The organism is Bradyrhizobium sp. USDA 4353 (assembly GCF_054063215.1).
In genome coordinates this window covers 189,951-208,237 of the sequence record NZ_JBSSGB010000001.1, presented here as the reverse complement: position 1 = coordinate 208,237, position 18,287 = coordinate 189,951, and the positions used below count along the sequence as shown (strand labels likewise).

Sequence of the window (18,287 nt, the reverse complement as noted above, 5' to 3'; positions counted from 1 at the left end):
ATGCAGCTGTCGGTCTGGACATATGAAGGCCCCCCGCACATCGGCGCGATGCGCATCGCGACCGCGATGCGCGACGTGCACTACGTGCTGCACGCGCCGCAGGGCGACACCTACGCCGATCTCTTGTTCACGATGATCGAGCGCCGCGACCGCCGGCCACCCGTGACCTACACCACGTTCCAGGCGCGCGATCTCGGCGGCGACACTGCTGACCTGCTGCAGAGCGCGGCGCGCGCGGCTTATGAGCGCTTCCAGCCGCAGGCGATGCTGGTCGGCGCGTCCTGCACCGCCGAGCTGATCCAGGACGATCCCGGCGGGCTCGCGCAGGCCTTGAGGCTTCCGATTCCGGTGATCCCGCTCGAGCTGCCGGCCTATCAGCGCAAGGAGAATTGGGGCGCCTCGGAAACCTTCTACCGGATTGTACGGGCGTTGGCTGCGTCTTCCGCTGATGGCTCCCCCCGCCATGAACGGAAGGTGGGCGCTCGTCCAGTCTGCAACCTGCTTGGTCCGACGGCGCTCGGCTTCCGTCACCGCGACGACCTCGCGGAAGTGACCAGGCAGGTTGTGGAGCTCGGCATCGAGATCAACGTGGTCGCGCCGTGGAATGCGACACCGGCTGATCTCGCCCGCCTGCCGCAGGCGGACTTCAACATCGTGCTCTATCCGGAGATCGCGCTGACAGCAGCGCAATGGCTGCACCGCCAGTTCGGCCAGCCTTATACCAAGACGATCCCGATCGGCGTTGGCGCGACGCGCGACTTCATCAAGGAGGTCGCAAGCCTTGCCGGCATTGACCCCGCGCCCGTTCTCTCACGCGCCGAAAGCCGGCTTCCCTGGTACTCGCGCTCGGTCGACTCGACCTATCTCACCGGCAAGCGCGTCTTCATCTTCGGCGATGCGACTCACGCGGTCGCCGCCGCCCGCGTCGCGACGCAGGAGCTCGGCTTCGAGGTCGTCGGCCTCGGCACCTATGCCCGCGAATTCGCCCGCGAGATCCGCGAGGCCGCCGCGCTCTACGGCGTCGAGCCTCTCATCACCGATGACTACCTGGAAGTCGAGGCCCGCGTCAGCGAGCTCAGGCCCGAGCTCGTGCTCGGCACGCAGATGGAGCGCCACATCGCCAAGCGCTTGGGCATTCCCTGCGCCGTGATCTCGTCGCCGACCCACGTGCAGGATTTCCCGGCGCGCTACTCGCCGCAGATGGGGTTTGAAGGCGCCAACGTGCTGTTCGACACCTGGGTGCATCCGCTGATGATGGGCCTGGAGGAGCATCTGCTCGGCATGTTCCGCGAGGATCACGAGTTCGCCGATCACGCGCCCTCCCATCTCGGCGCAGCGCCGGCCGCTCCGCCGCAGCAGCCCCAGCTGCGCGTCGTCGAAACCGTCACTTCCACCGAACTCGCCTGGGCGTCCGACGCCGAGCGCGAGCTGACCAAGATTCCCTTCTTCGTGCGCGGCAAGGCGCGCCGCAACACCGAACGCTTCGCGCGCGAGCGCAACGTCAACCTGATCACGCTCGAGACCTTGTACGATGCCAAAGCGCATTTCGGTCGCTGACGTCACACCCATCCGGGTGGTGATCGTGACGATGGACAGCCATCTCGCCTCGGCTGCCGTGCGTGCGCGCACGACCCTGCAGGCGGAGCTGCCCGGCCTCGATCTCAAGGTGCACGCGGCCGACGAATGGGGCTGCAACCCTACCGCACTCGAGCATTGTCTCGCCGACATCGCGACCGGCGACATCGTCGTCGCCACCATGCTGTTCATGGAGGACCACATCCAGCCGGTGCTGCCCGCCCTGCAGGCCCGCCGCGATCAGTGCGATGCGATGATCGGCTGCCTCTCGGCCGGCGAGGTGGTGCGCCTCACGCGCCTCGGCAAGCTGACGATGTCGGGCTCGGCGACCGGCGTGCTCGGCCTGTTGAAGCGGCTGCGCGGCAGCAACCGCTCCGGCAATGCCAGCGGGCAGGGCCAGATGAAGATGCTGCAGCGGATGCCGCGCCTGCTGCGCTACATCCCCGGCACCGCGCAGGATTTGCGCGCCTATTTCCTCACGCTGCAATACTGGCTCGCCGGCTCCGAGCAGAACTTTGCGAACATGGTGCGCTTCCTGGTCGGCCGCTACGCCGACGGCCCGCGCGCGGCGTTGCGCGGCAAGCTCAAGGCGGCCGAGCCGGTGACCTATCCGGATGTCGGTCTCTATCATCCGCGCCTGAAGCAGCGCATCGCCGAGCGGATCGAGGAGCTTCCGGCTCTGCCGAAGCCGGCCGGTCGCGTCGGCGTGATCCTGATGCGCTCCTATCTGCTCGCCGCCAACACGGCCCATTATGATGGCGTGATCGCGGCGCTCGAGGCGCGCGGGCTCGCCGTCGTTCCGGTGTTCGCCTGCGGCCTCGACTCGCGCCCCGCGATCGAGCGTTACTTCCAGAAGGACGGCATTTCGACGGTCGACGCGGTGGTCTCGCTCACCGGCTTCTCGCTGGTCGGGGGTCCTGCCTACAACAACGCGCGCGCTGCCGAAGAGGTCATGGCCGGGCTCGATGTGCCCCTGATCGCCGCACATCCCTTGGAGTTCCAGACCGTCGAGCAGTGGCACGATGATGCGCGCGGCCTGACCCCGGTCGAAGCCACGATGATGGTCGCGATCCCCGAGCTCGACGGCGCGGTCGGCCCGACCGTGTTCGGCGGCCGATCGGCGATGGCCGATGCCGGGCGCGACATGGCCTCGCTGCCGGAGCGCGCTGCGCAACTTGCCGCGCGTGTCGCCCGCCTGGTCGAGCTGCGCCGCTCGGCCCGCGCCGAGCGCAAGATCGCGGCGGTGCTGTTCAACTTCCCGCCGAACGGCGGCAGCGCCGGCACCGCAGCCTATCTCTCGGTGTTCGAGTCGCTGCACAACGTGATGACCTCGCTGCGTGCCGCCGGCTACACGATCGACGTGCCCGCCACGGTCGATGAGCTGCGCGCCCGTGTGCTGAAAGGTAATGCCGAGCGGTTCGGCACCGCGGCCAATGTCGCTGTCCGCATCCCTGTCGATCAGCATGTCCGGCGCGAGCGGCATCTCGCCGAGATCGAGAAGCAATGGGGGCCGGCGCCCGGCCGTCACCAGACCGACGGCGCCAGCCTGATGGTGCTCGGCGAGCAGTTCGGCAACCTCTTCGTCGGCCTGCAGCCCGCCTTCGGCTACGAAGGCGATCCGATGCGGCTGCTGTTCGAGCACAGCTTCGCGCCGACCCATGCCTTCGCCGCCTTCTATCGCTGGCTGCGCGAGGAGTATCGCGCCCATGCCGTGCTGCATTTCGGCACCCACGGCGCACTCGAATTCATGCCGGGCAAGCAGGCCGGACTGTCCGCCGAATGTTGGCCGGAGCGGCTGATCGGCGACCTGCCGAACTTCTACATCTATGCCTCGAACAATCCGTCCGAGGGTGCGCTCGCCAAGCGCCGCGGCGGAGCCACCTTGATCAGCTATCTCACGCCGTCGATCACGAGTGCAGGACTCTACAAGGGCCTCGCCGAGCTGAAATCGTCGCTCGATGCCTGGCGCACTCTGGCGCCGGACGCGACGGAGCAGGTGAGGGGCGACAGCGCGGCGCTGATCCAGGCGCAGGCAGCAGCGGTCGATCTCGCCGCCGCGGAGCCGCTGTGGAGCGATGAGCGCGATGACAAGATCGCCGCGCTCTCGGCGAGCGTGCTGGAGCTGGAATACTCGCTGATCCCGCATGGCCTGCACGTCGTCGGCGCGCCGCCTCCGCAAGAACAGCGCAAGGAGCTGCTCGATCTCGCAGGGATCACCGACGCAGCCAAGCGCACCGAACTCGAGAAGTTGCTCGCGACCGACAGCGAGACGCCGGCGATCCTGCATGCGCTGGACGGCGGCTATATCCGCCCGGTCCCCGGCGGCGATCTCCTGCGCAACACCGACGTGCTGCCGACCGGGCGCAATCTGCACGGTTTCGACCCCTTCCGCATCCCCAGCGCCTTCGCGCTGAAGGATGCCGAGCGCCAGGTCGCGCGGCTGCTCGCCCGCCATGCCGGCGAGGGCCACACGCTGCCGGAGACGATAGCGCTGGTGCTGTGGGGCACCGACAATCTCAAGACCGAGGGCGGCCCGATCGCGCAGGCGCTATGGCTGATGGGGGCCGCGCCCCGCCATGACAGCTACGGCCGCCTTTGCGGTGCCAAGCTCATCCCGCTGGAGCAACTGGGACGCCCGCGCATCGACGTCGTCATAACGCTCTCGGGCATCTTCCGCGACCTGATGCCCTTGCAGACCAAGCTGCTCGCCGAAGCCGCGCTGCTCGCGGCATCGGCGAATGAGTCCGCCGAGTTCAACTACGTCCGCAAGCACGCGCTGGCTTTCCAGGCCGCGCATGGCGGCGAGATCGCGGACGCCGCGCTGCGCGTGTTCGGCAATGCCGAGGGCGCCTATGGCGCCAATGTCAACCACCTGATCGATTGCGGCGCCTGGACCGACGAGGACGAGCTCGCCGACGTCTACACCCGCCGCAAGGGCTTTGCCTACGGCACCGATGGCCGGCCTGTCCGGCGCGATGCGCTGCTCGGCCATGTGCTTGCCGGCGTCGACGCCGCCTATCAGAACGTCGACTCGGTCGAGCTCGGTGTCACCACTATCGATCACTATTTCGATACGCTCGGCGGCATCAGCCGCGCGGTGAAGCGTGCCAAGGGCGAGGCGGCGCCGGTCTATATCGGCGACCAGACCCGCGGCGAGGGCACCGTGCGCACCTTGTCGGAGCAGGTCGCGCTGGAGACCCGCACCCGCACGCTCAATCCGAAATGGTACGAGGCGCTGCTCGCCCATGGCTATGAGGGCGTGCGCCAGATCGAGTCGCATGTGACCAACACGGTCGGCTGGTCGGCCACCACGGGGCAGGTGGCGCCCTGGGTCTATCAGCAGATCACGACGACCTTCGTGCTCGACCCCGCGATGCGCGAGCGTCTCGCCTCGCTCAATCCGGCCGCGTCCGCGAAGATCGCCAACCGCCTGATCGAGGCGCATGAGCGCAATTACTGGACCCCGGATGCCGAGATGCTCGACGTCCTGCGCAAGGCCGGGGAAGAGCTCGAAGATCGCCTCGAAGGCGTGGGAGTTGCCGCATGAACGTGACCTTGAGACCGCCGCTGACGACGGCCCCGCGCCGCCCCGATGGGGCCGGCAGCGTCCAGGTGCAGATGGACCCGAACCTCGTGATCGGCAATGCGCGGGTGTTCTCGGTCTATGGCAAGGGCGGCATCGGCAAGAGCACGACCTCATCGAACCTCTCGGTCGCGCTGTCGAAGCTCGGCAAGCGCGTGCTGCAGATCGGCTGCGATCCCAAGCACGACTCGACTTTCACGCTGACGAAGCGGCTGGTCCCGACCGTCATCGACATCCTGGAGCAGGTGAACTTCCACTCCGAGGAGCTGCGCCCCGACGATTTCGTCTACCAGGGCTATAACGGCGTGATGTGCGTCGAGGCGGGCGGACCGCCGGCCGGCACCGGCTGCGGCGGCTATGTCGTCGGCCAGACCGTGAAGCTGCTTAAGGAGCATCATCTGCTCGAGGACACCGACGTCGTGATCTTCGACGTGCTCGGCGACGTCGTCTGCGGCGGCTTCGCCTCGCCGCTCCAGCACGCCGACCGCGCGCTGATCGTCGCGGCCAACGATTTCGACTCGATCTTCGCCATGAACCGCATCGTCGCCGCGATCCAGGCCAAGTCGCGCAACTATCCGGTGCGGTTAGGGGGCGTCATCGCCAATCGCAGCGCCGCCACCGACCAGATCGACAAGTTCAACGAGCGCATCGGCATGACAACGCTGGCGCACTTCCCCGATCTCGACGTCATCCGGAAGAGCCGGCTGAAGAAATGCACGCTGTTCGAGATGGAGCCGTCACCCGACGTCGAGCGCGCCCAGAACGAATATCTGCGCCTGGCGGCCTCGCTGCTCGCCGGCGTCGAGCCGATCCATGCGGTGCCGCTGAAGGACCGCGACATCTTCGATCTCCTTGGCTTCGATTGAGTGGGGCTGGCACATGACAACAGCGGAATATCTCGCCCGCCGCAGTGAAGTGGAGACCTATTTCGACCGCACCGCGGTCGCCGCCTGGACGCGGCTGACGTCGGATGCGCCCGTGGGCCGCATCCGCGCCACCGTGCGCGCGGGCCGCGACGAGATGCGGCGGACACTGTTGTCGTGGCTGCCGCTCGAACTGCGCGGCGCGCGGATTCTAGATGCCGGCTGCGGCACTGGCAGCTTCTCCATCGAAGCCGCGCGCCGTGGCGCCGACGTGGTCGCCGTCGACATCTCGCCGACCCTGATCGAGATCGCGCAGCGCCGGCTGCCCGACGATATCAGTCCCGACGCGATCCGCTTCGTCGCCGGCGACATGCTCGATCCCCGGCATGGCGGCTTCAACTTCGTGGTCGCGATGGATTCGTTCATCCACTACCGCGCCGAGGATGCCGTGCGGATCGTCGCCGGCCTCGCCAATCGAACCTCCGAATCGATCCTGATGACCTACGCGCCGCGCACGCCGCTGCTCGCAATCATGCACGCTGTCGGCGGCCTGTTCCCGCGCGGCAATCGCGCGCCCTCGATCGAGCCGGTCGCCGAGCAGAAGCTGTCGCGCCTGATCGCCGACAGCCCCGATCTCGCCGACTGGCGTTGCGCGCGCAGCAGCCGCATCGCCAACGGCTTCTACATCTCGCAGGCGCTGGAGCTCCGCCCGTCATGAGCGCGCGCGCACCATCGGTCCTGCAACTGTGGACGCGGCTGTCGTCGCGCTATCTGCCGTTTGCGGATGCCGCCTCGACCGAGCTGCCGCTGTCGCGACTGATGCGGCTGTCGCTGTTCCAGGTGTCGATCGGCATTTCGGTGGTGCTGCTCAACGGCACGCTCAACCGCGTCATGATCGTCGAGCTCGGCGTTCCCTCGTGGCTGGTCGCGACCATGGTGGCGCTGCCCTTGGTGTTCGCGCCGCTGCGCGTGCTGATCGGCTTCAAGTCCGACCATCATCGCTCGGTGCTCGGCTGGCGCCGCGTGCCCTACATCTGGATGGGCACGTTGTTGCAGTTCGGCGGCCTCGCGATCATGCCGTTCGCACTGCTCCTGCTGTCCGCAGCCGATGCGCCGGGCCAGGTGATCGCCGGCCGCATGGGCGCCGCGTTGGCTTTCCTGCTGGTCGGTGCCGGGCTGCATACGACGCAGACCGCCGGCCTGTCGCTTGCCACCGATATCGCGCCGGAGCACTCGCGCCCGCGGGTCGTCGCCTTCCTCTACGTGATGCTGATGTTCGGCATGATGGCGAGCGCGCTGACCTTCGGCGGGCTGCTCGCCGATTTCAGCGAGATGCGGCTGATCCAGGTGATACAGGGCGCGGCGCTCACCGAGATGGTGCTCAACGTCATCGCACTGTGGAAGCAGGAGGCGCGTGATCCCTCGCGCACGTCAGCGAGCCGCGAGCGGCCGCGCTTCGGCGAGTCCTGGCGGCAATTCCGCGAGGCCGGCGGCTCGATGCGCGTGCTGATCGCGGTCGGTCTGGGCACCGCCGGGTTCACGATGCAGGACATTCTGCTCGAGCCGTATGGCGCGGAAATCCTGCATCTCACCGTCGGCGAAACGACCGCGCTGACCGCGTTGTTCGCCGCAGGCACGCTCGCCGGCTTCGGCCTCTCCGCGCGCCGGCTCGGCAAGGGCTCTGATCCCTATCGCATTGCTGCGCTCGGCGGGCTCGTCGGCCTGTTCGCATTTTCGGCCGTGATCTTCTCGGCGCCGCTCGCGTCACCCTTGCTGTTCCGCATCGGCACGACCCTGATCGGCTTCGGCGGCGGCCTGTTCGCGGTGGGCACGCTGACCGCCGCGATGGCGCTGGTGCAGAACGGCGAGAGCGGGTTGGCACTCGGCGCCTGGGGCGCGGTGCAGGCGACGGCTGCTGGTGTTGCGATCGCCGGCGGCGGCGCCATTCGCGATGTGATGTCGCAACTCGCGATGGATGGCCGCCTCGGCATCGCCCTCGCCGGTCCCGCGACCGGTTACAGCATCGTCTACCACGTCGAAATCGCGCTGCTCTTCGTCACGCTGGCGGTCATCGGGCCACTGGTGCGGCGGCGCGCGGCGGAGCCGCACAAACTACAATTCGGAATCGTTGAATTTCCAGGTTAGCCCAGTCGGGGAGGAAACCATGCAGACGTCTTTCACGAGTTACATCGATGTCGCCCAGGTGGTGCTTTACGGGTTTTGGATCTTCTTCGCAGCCTTGATTTTCTACTTGCGCACCGAGGACAAGCGCGAAGGCTATCCCTTGCAGTTCGAGGGCCGGCTCGGCCGGCAGGTCCCTTCGAGCGGCAACGGCTTCCCGACGCCGCCGAGCCGCAAGACCTATCACATGCATGGCGGCCGCACCGCGAGCCTGCCGAACTGGGACAACGACCGCTCGGATGCGCCGGTGACGCCGATGTATCCGTGGCCGGGCACGCCGTATCTGCCGACCGGCAATCCGATGCTCGACGGCGTCGGCCCGGGCTCCTACGCCGCGCGCAAGGACGAGCCGGAACTGACCATGGACAATATCCCGGCGATCGTGCCGCTGCGCGTCGACGGCAGCATCTTCATCGCCACGGAGGATCCGGATCCGCGCGGCATGCCGGTGTTCGGCTGCGACGGCAAGCTCGGCGGCAAGGTGCGTGAAGTGTGGGTCGACCGCGCCGAGATGCTGATCCGCTATCTCGAAGTCGAGGTCGACGGCATCGTCGGACGCCACGTGCTGCTGCCGATGACCATGGCCATCGTTGATCGGTCGCGCAAGGCGGTGCTGGTCGATGCCATCCTCTCCTCGCAATTCGCCAACGTGCCCGGTCTCGCCAGCCCCGATCAGGTCACCAAGCTCGAGGAGGACAAGATCGTCGGCTACTATGGCGGCGGCCACCTGTATGCGACCGCTGCACGCCAGGAGCCGCTGCTGTGAGCAGGCGCCGGGATCAGGATCAGCTGATGCTGCCGGCAGGCGAGCGCCTGCTCTGGCAGGGACAGCCGAAGGTGAAGGCGCTGCTGCTGCGTGTCTTCCACCTGCGTCTGGTGCTCGCCTACTTCGCGGCGCTGTTCGGCGCTCGCGTCCTGACGGGCGCGCTGGATCACCAGCCGCTCGCGGTGTCGCTGGGCAGCGCGTCGTCGCTGATCATTCCTGTGGTGATCGCGACGGTGCTGCTCGCCGGGCTCGCTGTGCTCTATAGCCGCACCACGCGGTACACCATCACCTCCAGGCGCGTGCTGCTGCAGTTCGGAGCGGTGCTGCCGATGACCCTGAACGTGCCGTTCAAGCAGGTCTCGCGCGCCGACGTGAAGCTGTTCTCCGACGGCTCCGGCGATCTGCCGCTCGGCGTCACCGCGCAGCAGCGGCTGTCCTACCTGCTGCTGTGGCCGCATGCGCGTCCGTGGCGGCTGAACGAGGTCGAGCCGATGCTGCGCGGCGTGGCAGACGCCCGCGAGGTGGCCGAGATCCTGGCCAAGGCGCTGGTTGCGGCCTCCGATGGCGCGGTTGCGGCGCAGCCGATCGCCGCGACCAATGGCCAGCCACAAGGCGCGTCGCCGGCCGGCGCCGTCGCCAGCGCGGCTTGAACGAGGAGGATGTCATGAGCCAAGCCGAGGGCCATGCCGGGCTTCACGTGGAGCATCACCAGCCCGACATCGTCATTCCAAAGGGTGCGCTCCGCGCGGCTATTGCTCTGGTTCTCTTCTCCCTCGTGGCGGCCGGTGTCGGCCGCTGGACGGGGGCGGGCGCGGTCCACACCAACCACGCCGCGGCCGTGCAGACGGTGGCGCTGCGCTTCGAGGACCGTCCCGACGGCGGCATCTCCGTGGTGTCGCCGGACAGCGGCAGGGTCGTCGGCGTCGTCGAGGCCGGCGGCGACGGCTTCCTGCGCACCGTCCTGCGCAGCATGGCGTATGACCGCCAACGTCACGCGATCGGCTCGGGGCCAGCGTTCACGATCAACCGCTGGTCCGATGGCCGCATGAGCCTGGACGATCCGGCGACCGGACGGCGCGTCGATCTCGGTCCGTTCGGCGACAACAACAAGCGCCGGTTCACGGAGCTGATGAGCATGGGAGAAACGCGATGAAGGGATTATGGGCCAATGAGCCCCGCCGCTTCGACATCGGCTGCAGCATCGAGGTCGAGCAGACCTCCGAGACCCTGCACGCCCATGTCACGCTCGACCGCGACGTCAACATCCGTCCGGGCGACGAGGTCGTCATTCATGGTGATCCGATCACGGTCAAGTTCGGCGAGCAACTCAATCTGCGCCGTACGGCCACTGTCGTTCGCGCCGGTCCGGTGAAGCGCATGATGATGCATGTCGCGGGCTATCTCGAACTCACGGAATTGTACGACGTCAGCTTTTCGGACGGGAGGGTCAGATGATCGCAATGGAAGGCGGATCCGGAAACATCTCCACCAAGATGGCGCTGGAGGATACGATCCTCACACCACGCTTCTACACCACCGATTTCGCGGCGATGGACCGGCTCAATGTCGACCTGGTGCGCCGCGAATGGGATGCGGTCATGGCCGAGCTGCGCGCCGACCACAACCGCAAGCACTTCGTGCGCACGCCGGAATTCGAGAAGGATCTCAACGAGCTGCCGGAGGCGCTTCGCGCCGAGTTCAAGGATTTCCTGGTGTCGTCCCTGACCGCCGAATTCTCCGGCTGCGTGCTCTATGCCGAGATCAAGAAGCGGATCAGCAATCCCGACATCCGCGAGCTGTTCCAGTTCATGAGCCGCGACGAGGCCCGGCACGCCGGCTTCATCAACGAGATCCTCAAGGATCACGGCATCGGCGTCGATCTCAGCTTCCTGACCAAGACGAAGAAGTACACCTACTTCAAGCCGAAGTTCATCTTCTACGCGACCTATCTGTCGGAGAAGATCGGCTACGCCCGCTACATCACCATCTATCGCCAGATGGAGCGCAATCCGGACCGTCAGTTCCATCCGATCTTCAAGTGGTTCGAGAAGTGGTGCAACGACGAGTTCCGCCACGGCGAGGCGTTTGCGCTTTTGATGCGCGCCGATCCGAAGCTCTTGAGCGGCTACAACAAGCTTTGGATCAAGTTCTTCCTGCTCGCGGTGTTCGCCACCATGCATGTCCGCGACCACATGCGGCCGGCCTTCTATGAAGCGCTCGGCATGCCGGTGGACGAGTACGACATGCGCGTTTTCCGGATCACCTCGGAGATCTCGCGGCAGGTCTTCCCGGTGATGCTCGACATCGACAATCCGCGCTTCTGGGAGGGCTTGAAGCAGCTGCGACAGATTTCGGAAGCGATTGCCGATGCCAAGGCGCAGGGCGGCGTGATGGGCGCGCTCAAGCGCGCCGTGCTGCCGCTCAAGGCGGCGCTGACTTTCGGCCGGCTGTATCTGCTGCCGGCCAAGAGCAACGAGCTGCCGCGCGAGATCAGGCTGCAACCCGCCTGGTGACAAGGAGCCGGACATGGGCGCGACCGCGATTGCCATTCCCTATGTCGTGTTCGTCTGGTGGTTCTCGACCGGCGCCGTGCTCGCGCTGGTCGGGCTCGCCGCCCGCCATCCGGCTGCGTTCAAATGGGGCACGGCCGCGGCCTTCGTCGCGGCCCTGTCCGGCGTCGTCGTGTCGAGCCAGGCCGCCGATGACGCCAACGCCTATTGCGCCTTCACCTGCGCGATCCTGCTGTGGGGCACGGTCGAGATGTCGCTGCTCGCCGGCTGGATCACCGGGCCGCGGCCCGAGCCGTGCCCGCGCGATTGCACGCCGGCCTCGCGCGTCGGCTTCGCGTTGCAGGCGATCGCCTATCACGAGCTGGCGCTAATCGCGACGGCGGGACTCGTCTTCGCGGTCACGTCAGGGGCGCCGAACCGTCTGAGCTGGTGGACCTTCGCGGCGCTGCTGGTGCTCAGGCAGAGCGCTAAGATCAATCTGTTTCTCGGCGTGCGCACCCTGAATGACGAGCTGCTGCCGCAGCAGGTGCGCTTCATGCGTAGTTACTTCGCAAAGAAGTCGATCAACCTGCTGTTTCCATTCTCGATTGCCGCGGCGACCACCGCGACCGTGCTGGTCGCCGCCGCCGCGCTCGGCGCGAAATCGACCTTCGACGGCGTCGCGTTGTCGCTCCTGGCATCGCTGATCGCGCTCGGCCTGCTCGAACACGGCTTCATGGCGTTGCCGATGCCGGTCATCAATCTCTGGCGCTGGAGCGCGCCGGCGGAGCCGGTCATGGCGGCCGTCACTGCCATCCCGGCACCCGTGCCCGTCACGCCGATGGCGCGGCCGGTCCTGGCCGTCATGCCGGTAATGCCCGAGGCAGAGCGGCCGGCGCCTGCGAAAACATCCATGTCGGCGCAAAAGACGGCCGCCGCCTTGGCGCGGCAGCGGCTGGAAGAACAGTTCCGGCAGGCCTATCGCCAATCACGCGACGACGCGCAGGCGCAAACCATCACCGGATTGACCGCATCCATCACGACAGTGGTCGATCCGAACACGACAGCACAGGGGGGAGTACCATGAACTACGAAGACTATTTCCGCCGCCAGCTCGACGGTCTCCGGCGCGAAGGGCGCTACCGCGTGTTCGCCGATCTCGAGCGCAAGGCGGGTGCCTTCCCGCGTGCGACCTATCGCGGCCCGCATGGCGAGCGCGAGGTCTCGGTGTGGTGCTCCAACGATTATCTCGGCATGGGGCAGCATCCCAAGGTGCTGGAGGTGATGCACGAGGCGCTCGACCGCTGCGGCGCCGGCGCCGGCGGCACCCGCAACATCAGCGGCACCAACCATTATCACATCCTGCTGGAAGAGGAGCTCGCCGACCTGCACGGCAAGCAGGCGGCGCTGCTGTTCAACTCCGGCTATGTCTCGAACTGGACGTCGCTGTCGACGCTCGCCGGACGCATGCCCGGTTGCGTGATCCTGTCGGACGAGCTCAATCACGCCTCGATGATCGAGGGCATCCGCCACAGCCGCTGCGAGACCCGGATTTGGCGCCACAACGACGTTGCCGATCTCCGCGACAAGCTGTCGGATCTCGACCCGAAGGTGCCGAAGCTGATCGCGTTCGAGAGCGTCTATTCGATGGACGGCGACATCTCGCCGATCTCCGACATCTGCGACGTCGCTGACGAGTTCAACGCGATGACCTATCTCGATGAGGTCCATGCCGTCGGCCTTTACGGCCCGCGCGGCGGCGGCATCTCCGAGCGCGATGGCGTCGCCGATCGCCTCACGGTCATCGAGGGCACGCTCGCCAAGGCATTCGGCGTGATCGGCGGCTACATCACCGCCACCAACACCGTCTGCGACTTCGTCCGCAGCTTCGCCTCGGGCTTCATCTTCTCCAGCTCGCTTCCGCCTGCGGTCGCGGCCGGCGCGCTGACCAGCATCCGGCATCTGAAGGCTAGCAACCATGAGCGTGCGCGCCACCAGGACCGCGTCGCGCGGCTGCGCCGCCGGCTCGATGAAGCGGGCGTCAGCCATCTCGACAATCCCAGCCATATCGTGCCGGTGATGGTGCGCGACCCCGTGCTGTGCAAGCGCATCAGCGACATCCTGCTCGACCGCTACGGCATCTATGTGCAGCCGATCAACTATCCGACCGTGCCGCGCGGCACCGAGCGGCTGCGCATCACGCCGTCGCCCTTCCACTCGGACGAGGACATCGAGCATCTGGTCTCGGCGCTGTCGGAGATCTGGGCCGAGATGGGCCTCGCGCAGGCGGCTTGATTAGAGCGCGATCCGCGCGGCGTTTGCGCCAGATCAATTTGTCAATCCAGCTTGACGTTATGATGTCAGGACAAATTGATAATCGGGGGAGAACGCCGTGCGGATCTTGTTGCTGCATCCGAATTATCACTCTGGCGGGGCCGAGATCGCCGGCAACTGGCCGCCGGCCTGGGCGGCCTACATCTCCGGCGCGCTGAAGGCCGCCGGCTTCACCGATCTCCGCTTCATCGATGCGATGACCAACGACCTCTCCGAGGAGCAGGTCCGCAGCCTTCTACGCGCTGAGAAGCCCGGTGTGATCGGCTGTACCGCGATTACGCCGTCGATCTACAAGGCGGAGCGGCTTCTCGAGATCGCCAAGGAGGAGCATCCGGACGCGCTGACCGTGCTCGGCGGCATCCATGCCACCTTCATGTATCAGCAGGTGCTGACGGAAGCGCCGTGGATCGATGCCATCGTGCGCGGCGAGGGCGAGGAGATCATCGTCGATTTGATGCGCGCCCGCGAGGATGGCCGCTGGCAGAATGATCGCCGCAGCATCAAGGGCATCGCCTACCGCGACGGCACCGAGGTGGTTGCGACGGTGGCGGCGCCGACGGTGAAGAATCTCGATGCGATCACGCCCGACTGGAGCGTGCTCGAATGGAGCAAATACATCTACATCCCGATGAACAAGCGCGTCGCCATCCCCAACATGGCGCGCGGCTGTCCGTTCACCTGCAGCTTCTGCTCGCAGTGGAAGTTCTGGCGCGACTACCGCATCCGTGACCCGAAGAAGGTGGTCGACGAGATCGAGACCCTGATGCGCGAGCACGATGTCGGCTTCTTCATCCTGGCCGACGAGGAGCCGACCATCAACAAGAAGAAGTTCATAGCCTTCTGCGAGGAGCTGATCCGGCGTGACCTCAAGATCCTCTGGGGGATCAATACCCGCGTCACCGACATCCTGCGCGACGAGGCGCTGCTGCCGCTGTACCGCAAGGCCGGCCTGATCCATGTCTCGCTGGGCACCGAGGCCGCCGCGCAGATGAAGCTCGACCGCTTCAACAAGGAGACCACGGTCGCGCAGAACAAGAAGGCGATCCAGCTGCTGCGCGACGCCGGCATCGTGGTCGAGGCGCAGTTCATCGTCGGCCAGGAGAACGAGACCCGCGAGACGCTGGAAGAGACCTACCAGATGGCGCGCGACTGGAAGCCTGATCTCGCCAATTGGGCGATGTACACGCCCTGGCCGTTCTCCGACCTGTTCCGCGACCTCGGCGACAAGGTCGAGATCTTCGACTACGAGAAGTACAATTTCGTCACGCCGATCATGAAGCCCGATGCGATGGACCGTGGCGAACTGCTCGACGGCGTCATGAACAACTACCGCCGCTTCTACATGCACAAGGCGCTGTTCTCCTATCCCTGGGCCGGCTCCGGCGAGCGCAGGCGCTATCTGCTGGGCTGCCTCAAGGCGTTCCTGAAGTCCGGGTTCGAGCGCAAGTTCTACGATCTCGGCCGCGTCAATTATTGGGGGCCGCAATCCAAGGGCAAGGTCGATTTCGGCTTCGACACCTCGCGCAAGCGCGCCGAGCCGGGCAAGGTCGAATGGAAGACGAGCCATAATCGCAAGCTGACCGGGCCGCAGCAGGCGCAGGTGATGGCCTGCGGCGGCGGCACCGAGCAGATGAGCGAAGAGGCCGAGACAGGAGTGCACTGAGATGCACGGCACGTGCGCCCAGCATGTTACGCTGCCGCGCGCCGCTGCCACCTCGGAACACGCCGCCGGGCGCATCGGGCCCAACGCGATCATCCAGACCGCGGAGGCGTTGCGTCTGCTGCACGGCGAGGATGACGCGCGCCGCGTCTTCGCGGCCGCGCGGCTTGAGCCATATCTCGCGACGCCGCCGGCCGATATGGTCGACGAGACCGAGGTCATCCGCCTGCATCGCGCCCTCAGGGCCACCTTGGACGACGATGCAGCCCGCGCGGTGAGCTTCAAGGCGGGACAATTGACCGCGCTCTATCTGCTCGCAAACCGCATTCCCAGGCCCGCCCAGCGCGTGCTCCGCGTCTTCCCGGCGCGCCTCGCCAGCCATGCGCTGTCGCGCGCGATCTCGGCGCATGCCTGGACCTTCGCCGGCACCGGCATCTTCACCGCGCGTCCGGGGCGGCCGACCACTTACGAAATCCGCCATTGCCCGCTGTGCCGCGGGCAGGGGGCCGTCCATCCGATCTGCGACTTCTACGCCGCGACCTTCGAGACACTGTTCGCCCGCCTAGTGCATCGCAACGCCCGTGCGCGCGAGATCAGTTGCGAGGCCATCGGCGCATCCGCCTGCCGTTTCGTGATCGACTGGTGAGGTCAGGCCATGCGCGAGGCGGCACCGTCAGGACTTCGGGTGTCGCGCTCAGCGGGGCAAAAACCGCGCGCCTTCCTTGCCGAAGAAGTCCAGCATCGCCTGCGCCGGCGGCAGCAGCAGCTTGTCGGCGCGCCGGACGGCATGCCAGTGGCGCACGATCGGCAGCCCCACCACCTTCAGCATGACCAGCCGTCCCTCGCTAAGCTCATGCGCCACGGTGTGCTGCGAGATGAAGGCGATGCCGAGGCCTGCGATGACAGCCTGCTTGATGGTCTCGTTGCTGTCCATCTCCATGCTGGTCTTGGGATGCAGGCCGCGCTTTTCCAAAAACGTCTCCATCAGCAGCCGCGTGCCCGACCCCGGCTCGCGGGTGATGAACACTTCCGCCGCGAGATCCTCGGCGGCGATGCGCTTGCGCCGCGCCAGCCGGTGGCCGGCCGGCGCGATGATGATGTGCGGATGCTTGCCGAACGGCCGCATATCCACCGGGATGTCGGCGGGCGGACGGCCCATGATGGCGATGTCGAGATCGTAGCCGCGCAACGCCTCGCGCAGGCTGTCGCGGTTGCCGATCCGCAGGGTCACGTCGATCTTGGGAAAGCGCCGCGAAAACTCCGCAATCGCAAACGGCACGAAATATTTTGCCGTGCTGACGGCGCCGATCGCGACTCGGCCGCCGCTGCGGCCGGCGAGAATGTCGAGCGCCTGCTCGCAATCGAGCAGCGCCGCCTCGACGCGTTCGGCGAGCGCGTGCACCGTGCGCCCGGCCTCGGTCAGGATCATGCCGTCGGTGGTGCGCTGGATCAGCGGCAGCCCTGCGAGCTCCTGGAGATTGCGAATCTGCAAGGTCACGGCCGGCTGAGTGAGGTTCAGGCGGCCGGCGGCCGAAGTCACGGAGCCCGAATTCTGCACGGCCACCAGCGCGCGCAACTGGCGAATGGTGAGATCGCGGGAGAAGTGGCGGCTCATGGAACCCTCGACGAGATCGATCGCATAAGGAAAACTTTGGTCGACCCAAAGATATTGAAATTTCCCTAATCAGGCAAATCGGTGTGTTGATAGCAGCGCGGCACGACGCTTTCGTGCGGCTTCATCAAGTTCCCGGCAGAGGAGCTGATGGCGAGGGAGTGGCCTATGAATAACCTAGCGGATCATCAGACATTGCAAGCGCATCTCGCATTGCAGAATGCGGACAGCGACTGCGCCACGGTGATCGAGGCCCTCGCAGACGCTGCCCGCGAGCTGGCGCGGCAGATCGCCATCGCGCCACTGTCCGGCGTCGACGAAGGCGCCGCCACCGTCAACACTGACGGCGACATCCAGAAGGCGCTCGACATCGTCGCTGACAATCTGATGCGCGACGCGCTGCGCCGGGCGCCGGTCGCCGGCATCCTGTCGGAGGAGGGCGATCGTCCGGAAACGGTCAACGAGGCTGCCCCACTTTGCGTGGCGATCGATCCGCTCGACGGCTCCTCGAACCTGCAGAACAACATCTCGGTCGGCACCATCTTCTCGATCCGGCCGCGCGGCCGCGACGTGCTCTCCAGCTTCTTCGAGCCCGGCACCGCGCAACTCGCCGCCGGCTTCTTCGTCTACGGCCCGCAGACCTGCCTGGTGCTCGCGATCGACCATCGCGTCGACCTCTATGTGCTGCACCCGATCCTGCATGAGTTCATCCTCGCCAAATCCGGCATCCGCATTCCGCAGGATACGCCGGAGTTCGCGATCAACGCCTCGAACCGCCGGCACTGGAGCGGCACCGTCCGCAACTATGTCGACGAGTGCCTGTCCGGCGCGGCCGGCCCGCGCGGCCGCGACTTCAACATGCGCTGGATCGCCTCGCTTGTCGCCGAGGCCTATCGCATCCTGATGCGCGGCGGCGTGTTCCTCTATCCCGCCGATTCCCGCCCCGGCTATCGCGAGGGCCGGCTGCGGCTGGTCTACGAAGCGCATCCGATGGCGCTGATCATGGAATGGGCCGGCGGCTCCGCCTCGAGCGGCCGCGCGCGTATTTTGGAATTGTCGGCCCGCTCGCCGCACCAGCGCGCGCCGCTGATCATGGGCGACGTCCGCCTCGTGCGCGATGTCGACCAGTTGCATGAGGGCGTCGAGCCGCTGTTCGAAACCAGCGATGCGCCCCTGTTTGCCCGCCGCGGCCTGTTCCGCTGAGCGCGCGCTGCTGAGCCTCCC

The 18,287-nt window shown here is 66.7% G+C and carries 16 protein-coding genes; 15 read left to right on the top strand and 1 reads right to left on the bottom strand.

Annotated features, from left to right (window positions below; translation table 11 throughout):
• The 14 genes from bchB (at position 1) to bchJ (ending at position 16,097) form a co-directional block, all read left to right on the top strand.
• On the top strand, positions 1 to 1,557 hold the full coding sequence (gene bchB / locus ACVILH_RS00910; protein WP_456711196.1) for a ferredoxin:protochlorophyllide reductase (ATP-dependent) subunit B: 1,557 nt from the start codon (positions 1 to 3) through the stop codon (positions 1,555 to 1,557).
• Positions 1,532 to 5,122: a magnesium chelatase subunit H gene (locus tag ACVILH_RS00905; RefSeq protein ID WP_456711195.1), complete on the top strand. Its 3,591-nt coding sequence runs from the start codon at positions 1,532 to 1,534 to the stop codon at positions 5,120 to 5,122. The genes bchB and ACVILH_RS00905 overlap by 26 nt, the downstream gene beginning before the upstream one ends.
• The gene (gene bchL, locus ACVILH_RS00900) at positions 5,119 to 6,024 is read left to right on the top strand and encodes a ferredoxin:protochlorophyllide reductase (ATP-dependent) iron-sulfur ATP-binding protein (protein ID WP_456711194.1); all 906 of its coding nucleotides are present in this window, start codon (positions 5,119 to 5,121) and stop codon (positions 6,022 to 6,024) included. Before ACVILH_RS00905 ends, bchL begins: the two co-directional genes overlap by 4 nt.
• 13 nt (positions 6,025 to 6,037) lie before the next feature.
• On the top strand, positions 6,038 to 6,739 hold the full coding sequence (gene bchM, locus ACVILH_RS00895; RefSeq protein WP_456711193.1) for a magnesium protoporphyrin IX methyltransferase: 702 nt from the start codon (positions 6,038 to 6,040) through the stop codon (positions 6,737 to 6,739).
• The gene (locus ACVILH_RS00890) at positions 6,736 to 8,166 is read left to right on the top strand and encodes a BCD family MFS transporter (protein WP_456711192.1); all 1,431 of its coding nucleotides are present in this window, start codon (positions 6,736 to 6,738) and stop codon (positions 8,164 to 8,166) included. Before bchM ends, ACVILH_RS00890 begins: the two co-directional genes overlap by 4 nt.
• A 19-nt stretch (positions 8,167 to 8,185) precedes the next feature.
• Positions 8,186 to 8,968 carry a photosynthetic reaction center subunit H gene (gene puhA, locus ACVILH_RS00885; RefSeq protein WP_456711191.1) on the top strand — a complete coding sequence of 261 codons (783 nt, stop codon included), beginning with the start codon at positions 8,186 to 8,188 and terminating at the stop codon, positions 8,966 to 8,968.
• Positions 8,965 to 9,618 (top strand): photosynthetic complex putative assembly protein PuhB, encoded by a 654-nt coding sequence (gene puhB, locus ACVILH_RS00880; RefSeq protein ID WP_456711190.1) that lies wholly within the window; start codon positions 8,965 to 8,967, stop codon positions 9,616 to 9,618. The genes puhA and puhB overlap by 4 nt, the downstream gene beginning before the upstream one ends.
• A gap of 14 nt (positions 9,619 to 9,632) precedes the next feature.
• A complete protein-coding gene (gene puhC / locus ACVILH_RS00875; RefSeq protein ID WP_456711189.1) occupies positions 9,633 to 10,121 on the top strand; it encodes a photosynthetic complex assembly protein PuhC in 489 nt (162 codons plus the stop codon).
• Positions 10,118 to 10,423: a hypothetical protein gene (locus ACVILH_RS00870; RefSeq protein ID WP_456711188.1), complete on the top strand. Its 306-nt coding sequence runs from the start codon at positions 10,118 to 10,120 to the stop codon at positions 10,421 to 10,423. Before puhC ends, ACVILH_RS00870 begins: the two co-directional genes overlap by 4 nt.
• Positions 10,420 to 11,481, top strand: a complete 1,062-nt coding sequence (acsF, locus tag ACVILH_RS00865; protein WP_456711187.1) for a magnesium-protoporphyrin IX monomethyl ester (oxidative) cyclase — start codon at positions 10,420 to 10,422, stop codon at positions 11,479 to 11,481. Before ACVILH_RS00870 ends, acsF begins: the two co-directional genes overlap by 4 nt.
• Positions 11,482 to 11,494: 13 nt before the next feature.
• A complete protein-coding gene (puhE, locus tag ACVILH_RS00860; protein ID WP_456711186.1) occupies positions 11,495 to 12,544 on the top strand; it encodes a putative photosynthetic complex assembly protein PuhE in 1,050 nt (349 codons plus the stop codon).
• Positions 12,541 to 13,752 carry a 5-aminolevulinate synthase gene (gene hemA, locus ACVILH_RS00855; RefSeq protein ID WP_456711185.1) on the top strand — a complete coding sequence of 404 codons (1,212 nt, stop codon included), beginning with the start codon at positions 12,541 to 12,543 and terminating at the stop codon, positions 13,750 to 13,752. Before puhE ends, hemA begins: the two co-directional genes overlap by 4 nt.
• 97 nt (positions 13,753 to 13,849) lie before the next feature.
• Positions 13,850 to 15,454 carry a magnesium-protoporphyrin IX monomethyl ester anaerobic oxidative cyclase gene (bchE, locus tag ACVILH_RS00850; RefSeq protein ID WP_456711184.1) on the top strand — a complete coding sequence of 535 codons (1,605 nt, stop codon included), beginning with the start codon at positions 13,850 to 13,852 and terminating at the stop codon, positions 15,452 to 15,454.
• Position 15,455: 1 nt separating this feature from the next.
• Entirely contained in the window at positions 15,456 to 16,097 is a 642-nt protein-coding gene (gene bchJ / locus ACVILH_RS00845; RefSeq protein ID WP_456711183.1) for a bacteriochlorophyll 4-vinyl reductase, read from the top strand.
• Positions 16,098 to 16,145: 48 nt separating this feature from the next.
• Here bchJ and ACVILH_RS00840 read toward each other — a convergent pair whose 3' ends face one another.
• Positions 16,146 to 17,066, bottom strand: coding sequence for a LysR family transcriptional regulator (locus tag ACVILH_RS00840; RefSeq protein WP_456711182.1), 921 nt, complete (start codon positions 17,064 to 17,066; stop codon positions 16,146 to 16,148).
• 147 nt (positions 17,067 to 17,213) lie between these two features.
• Between ACVILH_RS00840 and ACVILH_RS00835 the strand changes: the two genes are divergently transcribed.
• On the top strand, positions 17,214 to 18,266 hold the full coding sequence (locus tag ACVILH_RS00835; protein WP_456711181.1) for a class 1 fructose-bisphosphatase: 1,053 nt from the start codon (positions 17,214 to 17,216) through the stop codon (positions 18,264 to 18,266).
• The last annotated feature ends 21 nt before the right edge of the window (positions 18,267 to 18,287 follow it).